16 protein-coding genes are annotated in these 20,321 nt (G+C 44.9%); 15 read left to right on the forward strand and 1 reads right to left on the reverse strand.

Annotated features, from left to right (window positions below; translation table 11 throughout):
• The 5 genes from F1644_RS13810 (at position 1) to F1644_RS13830 (ending at position 5,353) form a co-directional block, all read left to right on the forward strand.
• Positions 1-1,143: a pepsin/retropepsin-like aspartic protease family protein gene (locus F1644_RS13810; protein ID WP_209279508.1), complete on the forward strand. Its 1,143-nt coding sequence runs from the start codon at positions 1-3 to the stop codon at positions 1,141-1,143.
• 4 nt (positions 1,144-1,147) lie between these two features.
• Complete coding sequence (locus F1644_RS13815; protein WP_087419483.1) at positions 1,148-2,425, forward strand: thioredoxin domain-containing protein; 1,278 nt, start codon at positions 1,148-1,150, stop codon at positions 2,423-2,425.
• A gap of 263 nt (positions 2,426-2,688) precedes the next feature.
• Positions 2,689-3,600 carry a DnaJ C-terminal domain-containing protein gene (locus F1644_RS13820; RefSeq protein ID WP_118303198.1) on the forward strand — a complete coding sequence of 304 codons (912 nt, stop codon included), beginning with the start codon at positions 2,689-2,691 and terminating at the stop codon, positions 3,598-3,600.
• A gap of 11 nt (positions 3,601-3,611) precedes the next feature.
• Positions 3,612-3,923 carry a chaperone modulator CbpM gene (locus F1644_RS13825; protein ID WP_087419485.1) on the forward strand — a complete coding sequence of 104 codons (312 nt, stop codon included), beginning with the start codon at positions 3,612-3,614 and terminating at the stop codon, positions 3,921-3,923.
• 203 nt (positions 3,924-4,126) lie between these two features.
• Positions 4,127-5,353 carry a TonB family protein gene (locus F1644_RS13830; RefSeq protein WP_118303200.1) on the forward strand — a complete coding sequence of 409 codons (1,227 nt, stop codon included), beginning with the start codon at positions 4,127-4,129 and terminating at the stop codon, positions 5,351-5,353.
• 17 nt (positions 5,354-5,370) lie between these two features.
• On the opposite strand, the gene F1644_RS13835 is transcribed toward F1644_RS13830, so the two are convergent.
• The gene (locus F1644_RS13835) at positions 5,371-6,291 is read right to left on the reverse strand and encodes a DMT family transporter (RefSeq protein WP_118303202.1); all 921 of its coding nucleotides are present in this window, start codon (positions 6,289-6,291) and stop codon (positions 5,371-5,373) included.
• 64 nt (positions 6,292-6,355) lie between these two features.
• On the opposite strand from F1644_RS13835, the gene F1644_RS13840 reads away from it, so the two are divergent.
• From F1644_RS13840 to F1644_RS13885, 10 genes are all read left to right on the forward strand, one after another.
• Positions 6,356-7,567 carry a dicarboxylate/amino acid:cation symporter gene (locus tag F1644_RS13840; RefSeq protein WP_118303204.1) on the forward strand — a complete coding sequence of 404 codons (1,212 nt, stop codon included), beginning with the start codon at positions 6,356-6,358 and terminating at the stop codon, positions 7,565-7,567.
• Between the two features lie 341 nt (positions 7,568-7,908).
• A complete protein-coding gene (locus F1644_RS13845; RefSeq protein WP_118303206.1) occupies positions 7,909-8,508 on the forward strand; it encodes a TetR/AcrR family transcriptional regulator in 600 nt (199 codons plus the stop codon).
• Complete coding sequence (locus tag F1644_RS13850; protein ID WP_118303208.1) at positions 8,505-9,107, forward strand: TetR/AcrR family transcriptional regulator; 603 nt, start codon at positions 8,505-8,507, stop codon at positions 9,105-9,107. The genes F1644_RS13845 and F1644_RS13850 overlap by 4 nt, the downstream gene beginning before the upstream one ends.
• A 75-nt stretch (positions 9,108-9,182) precedes the next feature.
• Complete coding sequence (locus tag F1644_RS13855; RefSeq protein ID WP_168044197.1) at positions 9,183-10,634, forward strand: TolC family protein; 1,452 nt, start codon at positions 9,183-9,185, stop codon at positions 10,632-10,634.
• 186 nt (positions 10,635-10,820) lie between these two features.
• Entirely contained in the window at positions 10,821-11,813 is a 993-nt protein-coding gene (locus tag F1644_RS13860; RefSeq protein ID WP_118303212.1) for an HlyD family secretion protein, read from the forward strand.
• A 171-nt stretch (positions 11,814-11,984) separates the two neighbouring features.
• Complete coding sequence (locus F1644_RS13865) at positions 11,985-13,157, forward strand: ABC transporter permease (protein ID WP_118303214.1); 1,173 nt, start codon at positions 11,985-11,987, stop codon at positions 13,155-13,157.
• A 239-nt stretch (positions 13,158-13,396) separates the two neighbouring features.
• On the forward strand, positions 13,397-14,572 hold the full coding sequence (locus F1644_RS13870) for an ABC transporter permease (RefSeq protein WP_118303216.1): 1,176 nt from the start codon (positions 13,397-13,399) through the stop codon (positions 14,570-14,572).
• An 18-nt stretch (positions 14,573-14,590) separates the two neighbouring features.
• Entirely contained in the window at positions 14,591-15,655 is a 1,065-nt protein-coding gene (locus F1644_RS13875) for an efflux RND transporter periplasmic adaptor subunit (RefSeq protein WP_229782386.1), read from the forward strand.
• 86 nt (positions 15,656-15,741) lie between these two features.
• Positions 15,742-18,870, forward strand: coding sequence for an efflux RND transporter permease subunit (locus tag F1644_RS13880; protein WP_118303672.1), 3,129 nt, complete (start codon positions 15,742-15,744; stop codon positions 18,868-18,870).
• Positions 18,871-18,879: 9 nt separating this feature from the next.
• Entirely contained in the window at positions 18,880-20,292 is a 1,413-nt protein-coding gene (locus F1644_RS13885; RefSeq protein WP_118303220.1) for a TolC family protein, read from the forward strand.
• Positions 20,293-20,321: the final 29 nt, after the last annotated feature.

Raw genomic sequence — 20,321 nt, forward strand, 5'->3', positions numbered from 1 at the left:
ATGATGAAACGTAAATTATTGCTTATATTGTTTTTAATTGTAGCTTTTGGACTTCACGCTTCTTGGGGCCAACAGGGTAAATCTGTTATCCCTTATCGAATTGTTGGGGGGAAAATGATTATTGAAATGTTCGTGAATGGGAAGTTACAAAATTTTATTTTTGATACGGGAGGACAAACTTCCCTGTCTCCTGATTTATGTCAAGAGTTAGGATTGAAGATTGTAACAAAGATTCAAGTAAAGGACGCCAATAATCAGCCAGTGACTTATCCTGTTGTAGAATTAGGGTGTCTAGAAACCTCTGATAAAGGTATAAATTTTAAGGATATTCCTGTTTTACAAATGGGACATTTTTCTTTTGACTGTTTTGGGGTGGTTGGATTGATTGGGAGTGATCTGTTGGCAAATATGATTTTGGAAATAGATTCTAAGCAACAGAGAATTACTATCACGACGGCAGAAAAACAGACAAATGTTTCTTTACGTAAATCAGTCTCTTTTGTTGAGGAGGGAGTGATGCCGATTATTGAATTGCAAGCAGGATTGGGAAATGGGATAAAGGTATTATTTGATACCGGAAGTTCTGGGTTCATCAGTTTGAAAACAAGTGATTATGAACGCTTATCTACTTCTTGTGCATTTGAGAATGTTATAGAAGGTTATGGAGAGGGAGGGCTTGGAGTTGCAGGTGTTGCAAAAGCTAATGTGATTCATCGAATTCATTTCCCTCTTGTCTCATTTGCGGGAACTCGTTTCTGTCATGTGTTTGCTGAAACCTCAGATGCCCCTTATACATTATTGGGGATGAAATTATTAGATTATGGGAAGCTTACTATAGATTATTCTCGTCATCGTTTTTATTTTGAAGCGTATACACAGGAGAATGACTTGGGGCAGAGGTTCCCGGATTTTAGAGTGCGTGTAAAAGATGGAAATCTTGTTGTATCAGCCGTATGGGGAAAGATGAGGGATATTCTTTCAATTGGAGATAAGGTGTTGAAAATCGATGGGAAACAGACAGGGAATTATGATTTCTGTGAAAGTATAACACAAGGGATTCCGGAATTAAAAGGAAAAAAATCTGTAAAAATGACCATACAGACTGAACAAGGTGAAAAAGTAGTTCGTTATAAAAAGAAATAATGATATGAAGAAGATATTTGTATTAATATGTTGTATTTTTTTGTTCTTTAGCGTGTTTTCTCAGTCTAAGAATACATCGGTAGAGGTTCTTGATTATCGTACCGTTGATGGTAAAATTGTATTGGAATTGTTAGTTAATGACATAAAGGCAGATTTCGTTTTAGATATTAACGGGGCTAATGCCGTTCTGCCCGAATACGTGGAAAAATTGAAAATCGATCAAGAGGTACAAAAATCATTATCTAACGTGACAAAAACTAGAGGAATAGAGGTTATTAAAACGATGAAAATAAATAAAATTTCTTTTGGAAATAATATTTTCAGGAATGGTTTTCCTGTACTTGTATTGAAAGATGCTCCTTATCTTAGAAAATTAGGAGTAGCAGGCACTATCAACGCTCGTTTGTTTCGCGGTACAACGATAACGTTAGATGGCAAACGACAGAAAATTACAACTTCAATCCCCTATCGCCCTCCTTACATGAGGTTGGATTATCGTGCTGATTGTGTGTTAGAAACAGATGAAACATTACTTTGTCCGGTTACGATTAATGGGAAAAATTATTCTTTTGTCTTTGATTCATGGTGTGAAGATGTCATTGCCATGTCTTCGGAAGATTTTGCTTTATTTACAGGGGAAAAGGCTGGGCAGGAGTTGAATATTAATTTGGGATATGAGGCTCCGATAAAGACTGAGCAAGTAAAAGTTGCAGATGAATGTCTATTTGTTAAGAATATGATGAAAAATGTTCTTATTCCAGAAAATGAGAGTTTGCAACGTTCCGTTTTAGGGATAGGATTATTAAAGGAAGGAATATTATCAATTGATGTACGTCGTTCGAGAATGTACTTCCAACCTTATGATCTGGTGAAAATTGAAGATGAATTGATTCCCAAAGATTTGAATGTGAAAGTTGAATCCGGAAAGTTGAATCCGATTACAGGAGAATATTTTTTGGAGCATGTTTTTGATTATAAAAAAGGGGGAGATTTTGTTTTAAAAGGAGATAAGCCTGTTGTTATTGATTTCTGGGCATCTTGGTGTGGACCTTGTATGAAGATGGTTCCTTTCATGGAAAAGTTAGCAGCCCAATATAAGGATCAGGTGATTTTTTATAAAGTAAATGCAGATGTAGAAAGAGAATTATGCCGGATCTATAATATAGAGGCTTTGCCTACGTTCTTTTTTATTCCGGTTGGAGGAAAACCGATAGTTGAAGTTGGTGCTAGACCAGAGAATTTTGAAAGTATAATTCAAGAGCAGTTATTAAAGAAAAATTGATATTGAAAATCATAAAAAGAGGACTGAATGTCCTAAAATCCTGTTTGTATGTGTAGACTGCTCTCTTGTGTAGAGGGAGAGATTAGATGATTGTAAGGGATGTTGAGGAGTGGTAGTCGTCTCGAATGGGACTTAGGAAAAGTTCTCTTTTTTGTTTGTCACTTTGTCAGTGCGGTCGTAACAATGCGTCAGTTCTGAACGTATATCACAGGTTGGTACGTAGTTTGTATTGACATATTATAGAATGTATAAATTGTAAAAGTATGGCCTATATAGATTACTATAAGATTTTAGGGATTGATAAAAGTGCTTCACAGGATGATATCAAGAAGGCTTTTAAGAAACTGGCCAGAAAGTATCATCCGGACTTGAATCCGGACGACCCGAATGCTAAGCAACGTTTTCAAGAGATTAACGAGGCAAACGAGGTATTGGGTGATCCGGAGAAACGGAAGAAATATGACCAATATGGAGAGAACTGGAAACATGCCGACGAGTTCGAGGCCCAGAAACAGCGTTACCAACAACAAGGCGGTGGAGGTTTCGGGAGTGGAGCTCATTGGTCGTCGGAAGGCGGGTTCTCCGGAATGGGTGGGGATGGCGAGTTTTCGGACTTCTTCGAGTCGTTATTCGGTTCCCGTCGGGGTGGAGGACGTTCTGCCGCATTCCGAGGACAGGATTATAATGCTGAATTGCATTTGTCATTCCATGATGCCGCACGGACACACAAACAGGTGTTGTCTGTAAATGGTAAAAATATACGTATTACTGTTCCGGCCGGGGTGGCTGATGGGCAAACGATCAAATTGAAAGGACAAGGCGGACCCGGTGTAAACGGGGGACCCGCAGGAGACTTGTATATCACATTCGTGATTGCGGAAGACCCCGTATTCAAGCGTTTAGGAAACGATCTGTACGTGACGGCTCCTTTAAACCTGTACTCGGCTGTTTTAGGAGGAGAACAGGTGGTGGATACGATGAATGGTAAAGTGAAATTAAAGGTAAAACCCGGAACACAGAACGGGGCGAAAGTAAGGTTGAAGGGAAAAGGTTTTCCTGTCTATAAGGAAGAAGGAAAGTTCGGTGATCTGATCGTGACTTATTCTGTGGAGATTCCGACAAATTTGACGGAAAAACAGAAAGAGTTATTCCAGGAATTACAAAAACTTAGCTAAAGGGAAGAGTTATGGAAACAGATTTAATTATAGTTAGGGAATACTGTCAGAAAAGTCACGTGGATCCGTTGTTTATCGTGTCTCTGGAAGAAGATGGACTAATTGATATTCAGGTTGTCGATGGTGAACGCTACTTGCTTGGTTCGCAATTACAGGACTTGGAACGATTTGTCCGGTGGCATGAAGATTTATCTGTCAACACGGAAGGAATCGGTGTTATCCACGAGTTGATGGGACGTATGCACGAAATGCAACAGGAACTGAAGCAACTGCGACGAGAAGTCCGATTACTTCGAACGAACTATTTGGAAGAAATACTGTAATGCTTCATGAAGCATTACAGTATTTTTTAGTTTACTACTTTTGTGTCTGTCCCCAATAAGAAAAAACAAGAAAATAAGCGATATTTTTCAAGATGATTGTATGCGGGTGAAAATGCTGTGTTTTTATTATTTGGAGAAATTATTGTGATTATTCCATTTTATTCGTACTTTTATACAGGTTGTATGTTAAAATTGTGCTAGAAATGGAAATAATTAAGATTGCCTCTAAGGCGTGGTATAAATTGTACGTGATACTATTTTGTTGTATCCTGAATGCAGGAGTATTAAACGCATCCGGTCGGTTGGATGTCGACACGACGGTTTATGTCGTGGCGGATGAAGGTCCTGAATTTAAAGGAGATATAATACAGTGGATAGGTGAAAATGTTCAATATCCTCAAGTGGCTTGGGATAACGGTATCATGGGAAAAGTGATTGTCGCTTTTATTGTGGAAAAGGATGGAAAAGTTTCTAATGTACAGGTTGTACGGGGTATACATGAGTCTTTAAATGAGGAAGCGTTAAGGGTGTTTAACAAAATGCCTGCTTGGAAACCGGCAAAAATCAAGGAGGAGAATGTGCGTTACCGTTTTACTTGTCCTTTGACATTTAATATCGAACGTGCGGAGGCAGAATCTTATTCGTATGATGAATTTATTACTATGTTGGATCGGGAAGGAAAGATCCCTTTGGAAAATATTCAGGAAGAGACGGATCCGGTAATCATACAGATGTACGTGGCACAGAAACAACAATTCCTGAAGGGTGGGGAAAGTGCTTTCAAGCAGGCTCTTGATAGGATAAGCCCGTCATACAACGTGAGAGTGCCTGCGAGTTTTGTCCGGGAATACAAGTTGGATAAAGAACAGCAGAAAAAATTGGATGCCGTGTATAAATGGAAACGTCTTGAGCAAGAAAAACTGATAAAAAGAATGGGGAAGAAAGACTTGATTAAAAGATATGCGGAATTGTCTCCCTTATTTGCTCATTTGAATATCTTGGAAGAGGCGAAAATAAGGGAATGCATGAATCCCGAACAACACTTGTTATATTTTCATGATTTGATGGAAGGGAAGATGATTTCCCATGAGCCTGATGGTCATGAGTCTTGTTCCTGTAAATGCTTTTATCATCTGAATGTTTCTCTGCATGGAATCGGGGGAATACAGAACTGGATAGCGAGAGAAGTGAAATACCCGATAATTGCTCAGGAACGTAACATTCAGGGGAAGGTGATCGTGGGTTTTCTGATTAACACGGATGGGAGTATCTCCGATGTTCACGTGGTCCAAAGCGTGGACCCGAGCTTGGATGCGGAATCTGTGCGGGTCATGCGCCGATTGCAGCCTTTCGCTCCGGTGATATGTCCTATCCATAAACGGAAAGTAGCTGTTTATTATACAGCTCCGATAAATTTCCAACTTCAATAGTTTATATATGATCGGATTTATTCATTTCCTTTCTCTAGGTCTGCCCGGGCTTTACTTTGCGTCACGAGATAGACTCCCGTGAACACCAACAGGGCGGCGACGGGTTTATCCCAAGTTAATTTATCCTGCCCCATGAGAATGGCTAGGGTAGCTGCAACCAGGGGTTGAGCGTAATTGTACATGCTGATTGTCGTGGGACGGATGCGTTTCAAGGCAATCGGGATGAACAGGTAAGCGAGGAACGTGGCGAAAAATACCACGTAGAAAAGGCTGGCCAGAGCGCTTAGAGAAGTTTCTGCCGAGAATAGTTTCGCGTTTACCACGTCGTTCATGCTGAACGGGAGCATGAGGATCGTTGAGAACAGGAACATCCATTTCATTAGGGTTACCGGGGAATAGCGCTGGGCGATCGGTTTTGAAATCACGAGATAGGTTGCGTAACTCACCACGCTAATAAAACAAAGCAGGTTGCCCATCAACGACCCCCCGTGTCCCTGGTTTATCGTGTAGGATTGCCAGATGATTAGCAGAGCCCCACACGCCCCGATCAGCACCCCGCCTGCCTTCTTGGAAGTAATGGGTTCTTTTAGCACCAGGGCTGAAATAAGCATCACCATCACGGGATTCATCGTGACGATCAACCCGGCATCGATCGGGGAGGTCATTCCAAGTCCTTCAATGAATGTGAGTTGATTAACAGTTGTACCTAGAATAGCACAAAAAAACAGGATTAGTAAATCTTTTTTACTTACTTTCTCGTTTAAGGTAAATAGGGAAACCACCCAAAAGGCGAGTGCCCCGAATGACATACGTAGGAACGTGAGGCCTACAGGATCAATCCACTCCGGCATTAAGGTTTTGGCGATAGGAATATTTATTCCAAAGAGGATGTTTGCGGCGAAGATGGCTATGTGGCCATGCCATTTATCTTTTGTCATAGGCTCATGATTCTTATATTGTTATGCGAATGTAAGGTTATTTTTAATATAAATAGATGGGCGTATGAAAAAAAAGAAGATAGGATTATTACCAAAGATCGTGATCGCGATTGCTTTGGGTATAGCGTGCGGACTTTTCTTCCCCGGTTGGCTGGTAAGAATTTTCTTAACGATAAATGGTTTGTTTAGTAATTTCCTCGGTTTTATCATCCCGCTGCTGATCCTTGGATTGGTGGCCCCGGGCATTGCCGATTTGGGTAAAGGTGCCGGGAAGTTGTTGTTGATAACTGCTTTGCTGGCGTATGGATTTACCTTGTTTTCGGGGTTCTTCACTTACTTTGCCAGTGACTTGAGTTATCCGTGGCTATTGAAAGATGCCGAGTTGCAACCGCTGGAAACAGCGGCGGTGGAACCTTTGGCTCCCTATTTCACGGTGATGATGCCCCCTTTGATGGACGTGATGACTTCTTTGGTTTTGGCTTTCACGCTAGGTTTGGGTATGTCGGTTATCAACGGGGCCACGTTGAAAGGAGCGATGGAGGATTTCAAGGATATTATCAACAAGGTGATCACGGGGGTGATTATTCCTTTGTTACCGCTTTACATTTTCGGTATTTTCCTGAATATCTCGAATTCCGGCCAGGTTTCGGGTGTGTTGGGCGTGTTTGTGAAAATTATCGTGATGATATTTTTCTTGACGATAGTTCTGTTGTTTATCCAATTCTTTATTGCCGGGATTGTATCGAAGAAGAATCCGTTCCGGTTGTTCCGGAATATGTTACCGGCTTATATGACGGCTTTGGGAACACAGTCTTCTGCGGCAACGATTCCCGTGACACTAGAGCAATCGATAAAAAATGGTGTTAATCGGGAACTGGCAGCTTTCGTGATTCCACTTTGTGCCACGATACACTTGTCGGGTAGCACGATGAAAATCGTGGCTTGTGCCATGGCGATCATGTTGATGTCGGGGATGCCGATTTCTTTCGGGGTGATGGCCGGGTTTATTTTCATGCTGGGAATTGCGATGGTAGCGGCCCCGGGGGTACCGGGCGGTGCGATCATGGCGGCTTTGGGGTTATTGCAGTCCATGCTGGGATTTGACGAGACGGCCCAGGGATTGATGATCGCCTTGTACATTGCGATGGATAGTTTCGGTACGGCTTGTAACGTGACGGGAGATGGTGCGATTGCCGTGATTATGGACCGGATCAACAAGGAAAGTAATCACACGGGGACTCTGGAAGAACTAGAAGAGGTGGTCGTGGTGGAATGATCTGGTATTCAGTTCGATTTAATACATAAAATGAAAATGAATATATGATTACTTCCGGATCACTATCGTGTAAAGCGCTATTAGAACGCTATTAAATCCCTATTAAAACGCTGTTATATATAGCGTTTTATAAGTTCTTTTATTGCTTTTTAAAATGATTATATGCAGAATTGATCCGTTAGTAATCATGATTTGTTGCTAAATATATTTATATCGTGGGGATTACATGTTATTAACTGTTGTTTGAAGACAATAGTTTCACGTGGTAGCGTGAATCTAAATGTTAAATTTAAGATATTCAGTTTTTATCTTTATCTTTGTCTGACACAAAGCGAGCTATTATGACAGAACCTCGGGAAGAAATAGTAAAAAAGGCGTTTCTGCAATTCTTGAACAGGGGATATAAGGCCTGTTCGTTGAAAACATTGGAGCAAGCCACGGGCTTGACCAAGGGCGCTTTTTATTATTACTTCAAGGATAAGAAGGAGATTTTGGAGGCGGGGATGGAACGGTATTTCAGCGTGATGAAGGAGGAGAGTGGGGAGGATGTGGAGCGAGTGGCTTCTCTGCGGGAGTACATTGATCTCGTGATCAAGAATAAAGAGGAGAGTGCCGATGCTTCCCAGAGAGTTTTCGGATGTTTTATACTGGAAGTCTTGTTTTTCCAGCTGGTGCTGGAAGTGGCCCCGATCTTTCCGGAGTTCCGGGAGCGGATATACACGATTTCCAAGAGGCGGTTGGCGAACTGGGAGCGTGCTATCTTGAAGGCTAAGCAAAGCGGGGAAATTCGGGCGACATTGGATACTTCGGTTTTGGCGCGTAACTTGATGTCCGTGTCGAGTAGTATGTTGAATATCGAGTTGGAACAGGCGAATTTCCAATATATGTTTTCAGATACCCGGATGCAGTTTGAACAATATTATATGTTGATAAAGAAATGAACGGAACGAGAGACACGATTATCGAGACAGCTTTTTTGTTGTTCCTGAAAAAAGGATTCAAGGCGGTTACGCTTACCGACTTGGAGAAGGCCGTGGGGATGACGAAAGGGACGTTTTATTATCATTTCTTGAACAAGGAGGAGGTTTTGAAAGAGGGGGTGACGAGGTATTACCGTATGTTGAATAACCGACGGGCCGAGGAGATGAGCCGGGTACATTCGTTGCGGGAGTTTGTTGACCTGACGATCCATAACTTGGAAAGTATCGGTCATTACGGGGCGAAACGTTTGGATAGTGATATTCCCGAAATTTTGTGTCTATCGCTGATGGTGGAGGTGATTTCCCTGTATCCGGAGTTTAAACAGATGGTGAGTGACACGAAAATCTCGTGGATGTCGAAGTTGGAAGGTGTTATCTTAGAGGCAAAACGAGAGAGGGAGATAAGAGATGACGTGGACACGTCGATTTTGGCAAAGAATTTGCTGAACATAAGCATTGGGTTGATAAATTACATTGTTATGCATCAAGATATTTCTTATGCTTTATCATCGGTGCGTTACCAGTATGAACAACTTTATTCGTTAGTAAAAGCTCGATAAAGTTTTTACGGGAGTACATACCGGAAAGTATAAATTTGAAGAGACTTGAAGTTAGAATATAAAAACGAGAAAGTGATGAAGAGGATTACGGAATGTAAATCTGGATTAAGTTTAATTGTTGTACTACTGTGCTTTATCTTGCAGTCGAATGCGCAGGGGGTGTTAAGTTTGGAGGATTGTCGGCGGTTGGCGATAGAGAACAACAAGAAACTGAAAATTGCAGATGAGGACGTGAAGGCAAGTGAGGCGCAAAGAGCCGAGGCTTTCACGAGGTATTTGCCTAGTATTGACGCTGTGGGCGTGTATTTGCGCAACCAGAAAGAGATTAATTTGTTGTCGGATGATGCCCATTTACCTGTCGGGTCGATTGGCTCGGACGGGAAGTTCACGTTTCGTCCCGATCAGTTGATGATGGGGGCGGATGGGAAGCCGGTGATGGTGAACGGGCAGTATGTCCCGAAGGATTACGCCCTGTTGCCAAAGGAGGCGATGACCGTGGACGAACGAAACTTAGGAATTGTGCAGGTCGGGTTGACCCAGCCGATTTACATGGGAGGGAAGATCAGGGCTTATAATCAGATTGCCGGGTTGTCGGAGCAGTTGGCAAAGAGCAAGCGGTCGCAGGAGTTGCAGAACGTGATTCTCTCGACGGACGAGGCTTACTGGCAGATCGTTTCCTTGGTAAACCGGAAGAAATTGGCGGATAAGTACGTGGAGACGTTGACGAAGTTCGTGCATGATGTCGAGTTGATGCACACGACGGGGGTAGCAACCAAAGCGGACGTGCTTTCCGTGCGGGTGAAACTGAACGAGGGGGAGATGGTCCAAACGAAGGTGGACAACGGGTTGAGTTTGTCCCGGATGTTGTTGAACCAGATTTGCGGTTTACCGACAGACACGATCGTGATGTTGAAAGAGGAGGTGGCAGACACGGACGTGGAGGAGGTGCCGACGGAGAGTTTGGAACGGGTGTATAGCCGACGTCCGGAGGTGGCGAGTTTACAGCTGGCCACGGATATATATAAAAAGAAGGAGAAGATAGCTTTATCCGAGTATTTGCCGACGATTGCTTTAACGGCGAATTATTTGAGCAGCACGCCTTCTTTCTTTGACGGGGTAAGCACGAAGTTCGAAGGCATGTGGAGTGTGGGTGTCGGGATTAAAGCTCCGATATTCCATTGGGGAGCGTCACGCAAGAGTTTGCGTAACGCGAAAGCCCAGACTAACGCGATGAATTACAAGTTGCAGGAGGCAAAGGAGCAGATCGAGTTACAGGTGAGCCAGTCGGAATTCAAGATGAAGGAGGTGACGAAGAAGTTGGCGATGGCCCGTAAGAATCTGGAACGGGCGGAGGAAAATCTGAAGTTCGCGAATTTGGGTTTCAAGGAGGGTACGATACCCGTGCTGAACGTGCTAGAGGCGCAAACGGCTTGGTTGACGGCGAATTCGGAGCTGATCGATACGCAGATCGAGGCCCGGTTGTGTAAGGTTTATTTGGAGAGAGCTTATGGAACACTGGAATTTTAGATTTATGATACTAGATTTAAGATTAATTCCCTCTAGCTCCCCCTTTCCAAGGGGGAGAAACGGATGCGAGAAACCGCCACAATGTAACAACGTAGCGTGTCCTCCCCCTGTGTAAGGGGGAGTTAGAGGGGGTAGTTTTCCATTTTAAGTTTTAAACTCTAAATTCTAAATTTTAAATTAATTGTTATGAGTGAAAAGAAAGTAAGCGGGAAGGTATTGATGTTTACAGGGATCGTGATCATCGTATTTTTGGTTGCTATATTCGGGTTTATTTTTTGGGAACCGGTGCCGGAGATGATTCAAGGTGAGGCGGAGGTCACGGAAGTACGGATTTCCGGGAAGGTTCCGGGGAGGATTGAGCGTTTTTTAGTGGACGAGGGGGATCAGGTGATGAAAGGAGATACGGTGGCGATTTTGGATAGTCCGGAGGTGATGGCAAAATTTAATCAGGCACAGGCAGCGGAAGAGGCTGCCCAAGCATTGAGCGATAAGGCCCAGAAGGGAGCCCGTGAGGAACAGAAAGCGATGGCCTTCCAAACGTGGAAAAAAGCACAGGCGGCTCTTGATGTGGCAAAGAAGTCTTTTGACCGGGTGCAGAAGTTGTTTGAAAATGATGTGGTTTCCGCACAGAAACGTGATGAGGCCGAGGCCAATTATAAAGCGATGCTAGCCACGGAGCAGGCAGCGAAGGCTCAGTATGAGATGGCGAAGAACGGGGCGGAGAAGGAAGATAAATTGGCGGCCGAGGCTCAGGTGAACCGGGCAAGGGGGGCCGTGGAAGAAGTTAGTTCTTATATTAAGGAGACATTTTTGATTTCACCGATTTCGGGAGAGATTTCCGAACGTTATCCGAAGGTGGGAGAGTTGGTGGGGACGGGGTCCCCCGTGATGAACGTGCTGGACTTGGAGGATATGTGGGTGGTTTTTAACGTGCGAGAGGATTTATTGGGCGACTTGAAGATGGGAACCGTGTTCACGGGGTATATTCCCGCTTTGAACAATAAGGAGGTGCAGTTGAAAGTGACTCACATGAAGAATATGGGTACTTATGCTGCTTGGAGAGCAACGAAGACAACCGGGCAGTATGATACGAAGACTTTCGAGGTGAAGGCTGTTCCCACGGAAAAGGTGGAGGGGTTGAGACCGGGGATGAGCGTGCTGAAAAGAGCTAAAAACTAAAAGCTAAAAATTAAAAGTTTAGAATTTAAAGTAATGTAGAGTTTAAAATTTAGAATGAAGTGTTTCCCGAAGACGGTGAGTAACTTAGCTCTCCCTCTGTTTATAGAGGGAGTACCCGAAGGGGGAGGGAGTTCAATCTAAAATCTAGAATCATAAATCTAAAATTAATCTATGCGTGAGAATATAAGGGCTTTGGGGGTGTTGATGAAACGGGAGGTCCGGATGTTGGCAGAACGTCGGATCTACTGGTTTGTGATGATCTTCGCACCTTTGTTCTGTTTCCTGTTTTTCATGGATTTGTTGAAAGACGGGTTGCCGAAAAAGTTGCCTGTGGCCGTGGTGGATGAGGATAATACCACGACTTCCCGTTCTTTGGTACGTTCGTTGAACACGTTTGCCCAGACGGACGTGGTGATGCGCACGGCGAATTTTAGCGAGGCACGAGAGGCTTTGCAGCGGGGGGATGTTTACGGGATTTTTTATATCCCGGCGGACTTCCGGCGGGATGCATCGACAGGGGGAGAGCCCGTGTTATCGTTTTACACGAATGATACTTATTTTCTGGCGGGTTCTTTGTTGTATAAAGATATGCGGATGCAATCAAATTTAGCGAATGGAGCGGTTCAACAAACGTTATTGCTGGCGAAGGGAGAGGGCGGGCCGTTGCTCGCCGCTAAGCTGATGCCGATCGTACTAGATACGCACCCGTTGAATAACCCGTGGTTGAGTTACGCTGTCTATTTGGCGAATTTCCTTTTACCTGCATTCTTGTGTATGTTCGTGATGTTTACCACGGTGTACAGTATTAGTGAGGAGATTAAGCGGAGGACTTCAAGAGAGTGGTTGGAGGCAGGAAATGGTTCTATTATCGTGGCATTAATGGGGAAACTTGTTCCGCAGGCGTTGATTTTCACGGCGATGGGGATGCTTGCTCTTTCCATGTTGTATGGTTATGCTCATTTCCCGTTAAATAGTGGATTTTTCCCGATGTTTTTGGCTATGGTACTGATGATTCTTGCCTCTCAGTGTTTTGCCCTGTTTGTTACGGGAATAACTCGTCGGAGTAGGATCGCATTGAGTGCGTGTGCTTTGTGGGGCGTGTTGTCATTTTCGATATGCGGTTTTACTTATCCGGTGCGTTCCATGCCGGAGCTGGCTCAGATCGGGTCGAATTTGTTCCAGATGCGTCACTATTTTTTGATATACGTGGATCAGGCTTTGAATGGTATTCCGATGATATTTTCCTGGCAGAGTTATGCGGCATTGATGGTATATCTGTTCTTGCCGATTTTTATCCTGCCGAAGTTGAAGTTGGATTTGTTGGAGTTTAAGTATTTGCCATAAATCGTTGAAAACGATTTATGGGTTACAGGTTGGCAGGTTGCAGGTTGGAATGAGTTTGAAATTTAGAGTTTAGAATTTAGAATGAAAAAGACTACCCCCTCTAACTCCCCCTTACACAAGGGGAGAAACGGACGCAAGAAATTGCTACAATGTTTTCAATGTAGCGTGTCCTCCTCCTTTTCAAGGGGGAATTAGAGGGGGTTAATCTAAAATCAAAAATCATTAAATCTAAAATTGAAATGGGTTTTTGGACGGATATATATTATGTTTTTAAACGAGAGTTTTACGCGGTGTTTCGGGATCATGCCGTGCTGACTTTTTTCGTGGCGTTGATGTTGGGGTACCCGGTGGTTTACACGTTTATATATAGTAATGAGGTGGCGAGGGAAGTGCCTGTGGCGGTGGTGGATCATTCGAAGTCAGCGTTGAGCCGGGAGTTTATCCGGAATTGGGATGCCACGGCGAGTGTGGACGTGGTGGCCCGTTGTGAGGATATGGAGGCGGCGAAGTTGCTGATGTATAAGAAAGATATTTACGGGATTCTTGAGGTCCCCTCTGATTTTAGTAAGAACGTGGCCCGGGGGGAACAGGCTCACGTATCTCTTTATTGCGATATGGGAGCTTTGCTGAATTACAAGGCTTTGTTGACGGCCGGGACGGACGTTTCTTTGGCGATGGGGAAGGATATACAGGTACAGGGGATGGAGTATGCCACGGAGATCACTGAACAGATTGCGTCTTCTCCCGTACGGATTCAAGACGTGAAGTTGTTTAATCCGCAAGGAGGTTTCACTTCTTTTTTGATCCCGGCGGTGTTGATTTTGGTGGTGCAGCAGTCGTTATTGTTGGGAGTGGGAACGATTACAGGGACAGAGCGGGATCGACGTCGGAAAGGGTTGTTGTTACCTGCGAATAAGCATTTTCGTCGTCCGGCACGGGTAGTTTTAGGGAAGGCTTTTGCTTATTTGCCTATTTATTTCGTGATGAGTTATTGGGTGTTTTTCATCGTGCCTCGTTTGTTCGGGATGACCCAGGTGGGGGAACGGGGGGAACTGATGTTGTTTTTGTTCCCGTTTTTGCTGGCGTGTACCTTTTTTGCTATTGCTATGTCGTTTTTTAGTCGCGAACGGGAAATGCCTTTCTTGATATTCGTGTTCACGTCTGTGCCGTTGATGTTTATTTCCGGAATTTCTTGGCCGAAGTCAGCAATACCGGAATATTGGGTGTGGTTTGGAAAGTTGTTTCCTTCCTCGTTCGGGATTGACGGTTTCGTGAAAATTAATAATACAGGTGCCACGTTGTCAGAGGTGTTACCTGAATTTTGGGGGTTGTGTATATTGATGGTGTTTTATTTTATTGTGGCATGTTTGTTGTATAAAAGAGAGTGTAAAAAGTTAAAATTTAACATGGTTTAGTGATAAAATTGGAAAATGATGAAAGGTGTTGTATTTTCTTTGCTTGGGTTGATTTTATTGATGTGTGCCTGTGGAAGTTCTAAAACAAAGCAGGAACGCGGTAAGGCTACGGTGCAGGCCGATACGGTGAAAAGTTACCAAGGGGAATTGTCGATTATTTATCCGGGAAAGATCAAGGCGGCTTCAGAGGTAAAGCTGTCATTTCGAGTGGCCGGACCTATTCGGGCGGTGTTGCCGGAAGTGGGGGCGTTCGTGAAGAAGGGAGAGTTGATTGCCGAGATTGATCCGAGAGATTACGAGATTCAACTTTCAGCGACAGAGGCGGAGTACAATCAAGTGAAGGAGGAAGCCGGAAGGGTCATCGAGTTATATAACCGGGGGAGCGTTCCGGTGAATGACTACGATAAGGCCGTGGCTGGGGTTAAGCAAATTACGGCAAAGTATGATGCCCATAAGAACGCCTTGGCTGATACTCGTCTGACAGCACCTTTCGACGGGTATATTCAGAAAAAATATTATGATTCTCACGAGACGGTAGCTGCCGGTTACCCCGTGGTGTCTATGATTAATAGTAATTATTTTGACGTGGATATTGATATTCCGTCCAGTGATTTTGTACGACAAGATTTGTTTAAGTCGTTTTCTTGTACGATTGACGTGTTCCCGGGACAAGTTTTCCCGTTAGAGTTGATTGAAATTACTCGGAAGGCGAACTTGAATCAGTTGTACCGGATGCGTCTACGTCTGAAACCCGTGCCGGGAGTGGATATTGCAGCAGGGATGAGCGTAAACGTGACGATCGAGTATAACCCGAACGAGGAGGCGTTGACGGTGGTGCCGTTGTCTGCGATGTTCGAAGAAAACGGGGAATCTGCTGTGTGGGTATATAACCCGAAAGCTCAAAATGTGACCAGGCGTGTTATCCAGTTGAAAAAGTTGTTGAAAACAGGTGAGTTGATTGTTTCCGAAGGATTGGCAGCCGGGGAGATCGTTGTATCTGCTGGTGTGCATAGTTTGAAGGAAGGTATGTCCGTGGAATTATTGAAACCGGTTTCTAAAACAAATGTAGGGAAACTGCTTTAATTTTAGATTTTAAATTTTAGATTCCGGCCGCACGAGGCTACGCGGAGAGAATTTAGAACCTGTAACCTTACGAAGGATTTGATATGATGAATTTAGCGGATTATGCATTAAATAATAGGGCGCTGGTAAAGTTTTTTATTGCAGTGCTGGTGATTGGAGGTATTTTTGCCTTTAATTCGATGAGCAAGTTGGAAGACCCGGAAATCAAGGTAAAACAGGCGATGGTGGTTACGGTGTATCCCGGAGCTTCTGCTCATCAGGTGGAGTTGGAAGTAACGGATGTATTGGAGAAGTCGATTCGTTCAATGGGGGCAATCGGTAGTATTGAATCCAAGTCCATGGCGGATATGTCATTGATCACGGTGGAGTTGGAGAGTACTGTGAGCCCGGACGAGTTGGAGCAGAAATGGGATATTCTGCGTCGAAAGGTGACGAATGCACAGGCCCAAATGCCGGATGGAGCGCGTCCTTCCGTGGTGATGGATGATTTCGGGGACGTGTATGGAATGTTTTATGCCATAACGACCGACGGGGTGGGTGACGAGCAGTTGTTGGATTATGCCCAGTTGGTGAAACGGGAGTTGCAAGATATTGAGGGGGTGCGTCGTGTTGAGATCTATGGGAACCGAACCCCGTGTATCAATATCGAGATGATGCAGGATAAGATGGCAAATCTGGGGGTTCACCCGATGGAAGTGTTGTCCACGTTGAACAGTCAGAATAAAACCGTGTATCCTGGTTATTTCAATAGTGGGGATCAGCGTTTGCGGGTGGCTATTAATGATAGCTATAAGTCGATCGAGGATATTAAGAATCTAATTATACAGGGACACGAGGATGATCAGTTACGTTTGCGGGACATTGCGTCCATCACGGAAGGGTATGAGGACCCGGCCCGCAACGGGATGAAGTATGATGGCAAGCAGGCTTTCGGGTTGGCAATTTCCATGGAAAAAGGTGGGAATATCATTACTTTGGGAGAGAAGGTAGATCAGGAGTTACAGCAGTTGAAAGAGTCCCGGATTCCGGTGGGCGTGGATTTTCAGAAAGTATTTTTTCAGCCAGACCGGGTGAGGGATGCCATTAATGTTTTCATGGTTAACTTGTTGGAATCGGTGGTAATCGTGATTCTTGTGCTGATGCTTACCATGGGATTCCGGAGCGGGGTGATTATCGGAACCGGACTGGTGATTATCGTACTGGGCTCATTCGTGGTGCTTTATCTTTTTGACGGAACGTTACAACGGGTTTCGCTGGGGTCGCTGATTGTTGCCATGGGGATGCTGGTGGATAATGCGATCGTGATTGTCGACGGGATACTGGTTGATTTGGAGCGGGGCGTGAAACGTCCGGCCGCACTGACGAATATAGCGAAGAAGACGGCGATGCCTTTATTGGGGGCTACATTGATTGCTATCTTGGCGTTTTTCCCGATCTTTATTTCCCCGGATACGACGGGCGAGTACGTGCGGGATTTGTTTATCGTGCTGGCGGTATCCCTGTTGTTGAGTTGGGTGTTGGCGTTGACGCATATCCCGATTCATGCGGATCACTCGTTGAAAGTGAAACCGAAGAAGGCGAACGAGAATTTGTATGATAGTAAGATATACCGGTTGTTCCGGCAATTTCTTTCTTTTATGTTGTGGCACAAGTCCATGGCAATCGGGGTGGTCGTGGTTTTATTGGCAGTTACTGCATTCTTGTACCGCTATATTCCGCAAGGTTTCTTCCCGGATTTGAGTTACACACAGTTGTATATTGAATTTAAAATGCCGGAGGGTACCCGGGTGGAACGGGTCGAGTCGGATTTGGCAAGTATAGAGGATTATTTGTTGAGTCGTCCGGAAGTGACTCATGTAACGACGAGTGTCGGCGGGACTCCTGCCCGTTATAATCTGGTGCGTTCTATCGCGGAGCCCACGATGAGTTACGGGGAGTTGATCGTGGATTACACGACCCCGGAAGAGTTGAAGGCGTCGATGACCGAGATTCAGGATTACTTGACGGCTCATTACCCGGATGCTTACGTGCGGATGAAACGTTATAATTTGATGTACAAGAAGTACCCGATTGAGTTGATGTTCACGGGACCGGACCCGGCCGTGTTGAGAGAGTTGACGGAGAAAGCGGAACAGATTATGCGTGACGAACCCGCAATTACTTTGGTGACGAATGACTGGGAGCCGATGACTCCCACGTTGATGGTGGATTACTACCAGCCGATTGCCCGTTCCGTGGGACTTTCCCGTTCGGATGTCGGTTTGTCAATGCTTGCAGCCACGGATGGAATGCCTGTGGGATCTTTCTACGAGGGAGTTCATGCAAAGCCTTTGTACATGAAGAGCGTGAATAGTGAGGGGGAGAAGGTGGAAGCACTGGATAATATTCCCGTTTGGAGTGTGCTGCCTTCGACGGCGGCTCTGAACGAGGAGTCGTTGAAGGGGTTGTTGATGGGGACGATGTCCGGGGAGGATTTGCTGGCCCAAAGTATAGGTTCTATCCCGTTGAATCAAGCCACGAAAGGTATTTCTTTGAAATGGGAAGATCCTGTTGTGCGACGTTATAACGGGCAGAGGGCTATGCGGGCGCAATGTAATAATGCTTTGGGGTACACGGCGGAGAGTGCCCGTGCGTTGATCGTAGAGAAGGTGGATACGATTACTTTGCCCGAGGGCTACGCTAAGCAGTGGTTGGGAGAGCATAAGGCCAGCGGGGAGTCCATGAAATATTTGTTCGGGAATATTCCGTTAGCGGTTATTCTGATGATTGCGATACTGATCATGTTGTTCAAGGATTTCCGCAAGCCGATTATTATTTTCTGTTGTTTACCTTTGGCTGCAATCGGGATCGTGCTGGGAATGTTAATCAGTGGTAAAGAGTTTGGTTTCGTGGCGATTGTCGGTGCGTTGGGATTAGTCGGGATGATGATTAAGAACGGAGTGGTACTACTGGATGAGATCGGGTTACAGATTGCTTCCGGGAAAGATCAGACGCAGGCTCTGCTGGATTCTTCTTCTTCTCGTTTCCGTCCGGTGATGATGGCGTCATTGACGACGATATTGGGGATGATTCCGTTGCTGGGTGACGATATGTTTGGTTCGATGGCCGTTACGATTATGGGGGGCTTGTTGGTAGGTACGGTGATCACGTTGGTGTTTATTCCCGTGTTGTACGCGATATTCTTTAAAGAGAAAAAAAGTGATAGCATAAGTTAGAGGATTATTATGAAAGGTCTGTTGACAATATTATTGGTTTTAGGTATTTCTCCGGTAAAAGCGCAGGTTTCTTTGAACTTGGAGAAATGTCGGGAAATGGCTTTAGAAAGTAGCAAGAAGATGTCGATTGCCACGAAACAAGGGGAGAAGGCTGAATTTGAGCGAAAGGCTTATCGTGCGAATTTTTTGCCCAAGCTTTCGGCTACCGGGTTGTATGCTTATATGCAGAAGAAGAGTTCGTTCACGATTGATGGGGGGTATTTACCGACGTTCGTACCGGATGCAAACGGGGAGTTGGTTTACAATCTTTATATTGATCCGGCGACGAAACTTCCAGTAATGGGAAAGGATGGTCGGCCTCTTTCGGCGCAATATGCTTTTATGCCTGATATTGAGCTGGAGTTAGGGTTGCGAGGGGTTTATTCGGCGGGAGCGATGCTGGAACAACCGATTTATATGGGTGGGAAGATTCGTTCAGCTTATCGTATGGCCACGATTGGGAAGGAAATGTCCGAATTGAATAAGCAGTATACCCGTGCGGAGGTGATTACCGAGGCGGACGAGGCTTATTGGCAATACTTGCGGGTGGTGGAATTGGTGACTTCTGCCCAGAAGTATAAGGCGGTAGTTAATGAGTTAGTGCGGAATTTGACGGATGCTTACGAAACAGGGATGGCTTCTCGAAATGATTTGCTGAAGGCGCAGGTAAAGTTGAACGAGGCCGAGTTGATGTTACAAAAGGCGGAGAACGGGAAGGCTTTGGCAGGGATGAATCTTTGCCGGGTAATCGGGATTGATCTTTATTCGACGATACAGGTGAGTGATTCTTTGTATGATGAGGTGACTCCAGGCGTGTTGAATGCTGGGGAGGGATTACAACAGCGTCCCGAATATAATTTGTTGGAGAAGGATGTGGAATTGAAGGAGAAACAGGTGGCGTTGACCCGTTCTGATTTTTTGCCGGAGGTGGGAGTTTCCGCCTCTTATGGATTTTCGGGGGGAATATCTCTGAACGGGCAGACGGAGGACGTGGCATCTTTTACGGCCATGGCTTCCGTGAAGATTCCTATTTATCACTGGGGTGAGGGCCGGGGAAAGATTAAAGCGATGAAGGCCGAGCAGGAGATGAGTCGATTGAAAAAAGAGGAGATGTCACAAATGATGCTTTTGGAGATTGCACGGGCTCGCTATAATATCGAGGATTGTCACACACGGGTTATTCTGACCCGTAAATCGTTGAGCCAGGCAGAAGAAAATCTGGGGGTGAGCAAGAATCAGTACGAGGTGGGTATGGAGACGATTACGAACTACATGGAGGCTCAGGCACAATGGCAAAAGGCGTGGAGTGATTGGATTGATGCGAAGGCGGAATTACGATTGAGCGAGACGAGATACTTGAAGGCGACTGGACGGCTGAATTGATTTTTGATTTTGAGCATAGAAGGTAAAAT

The sequence above is a fragment of the Butyricimonas paravirosa genome (genome assembly GCF_032878955.1).
GTDB classification, from domain to species: Bacteria; Bacteroidota; Bacteroidia; order Bacteroidales; family Marinifilaceae; genus Butyricimonas; species Butyricimonas paravirosa.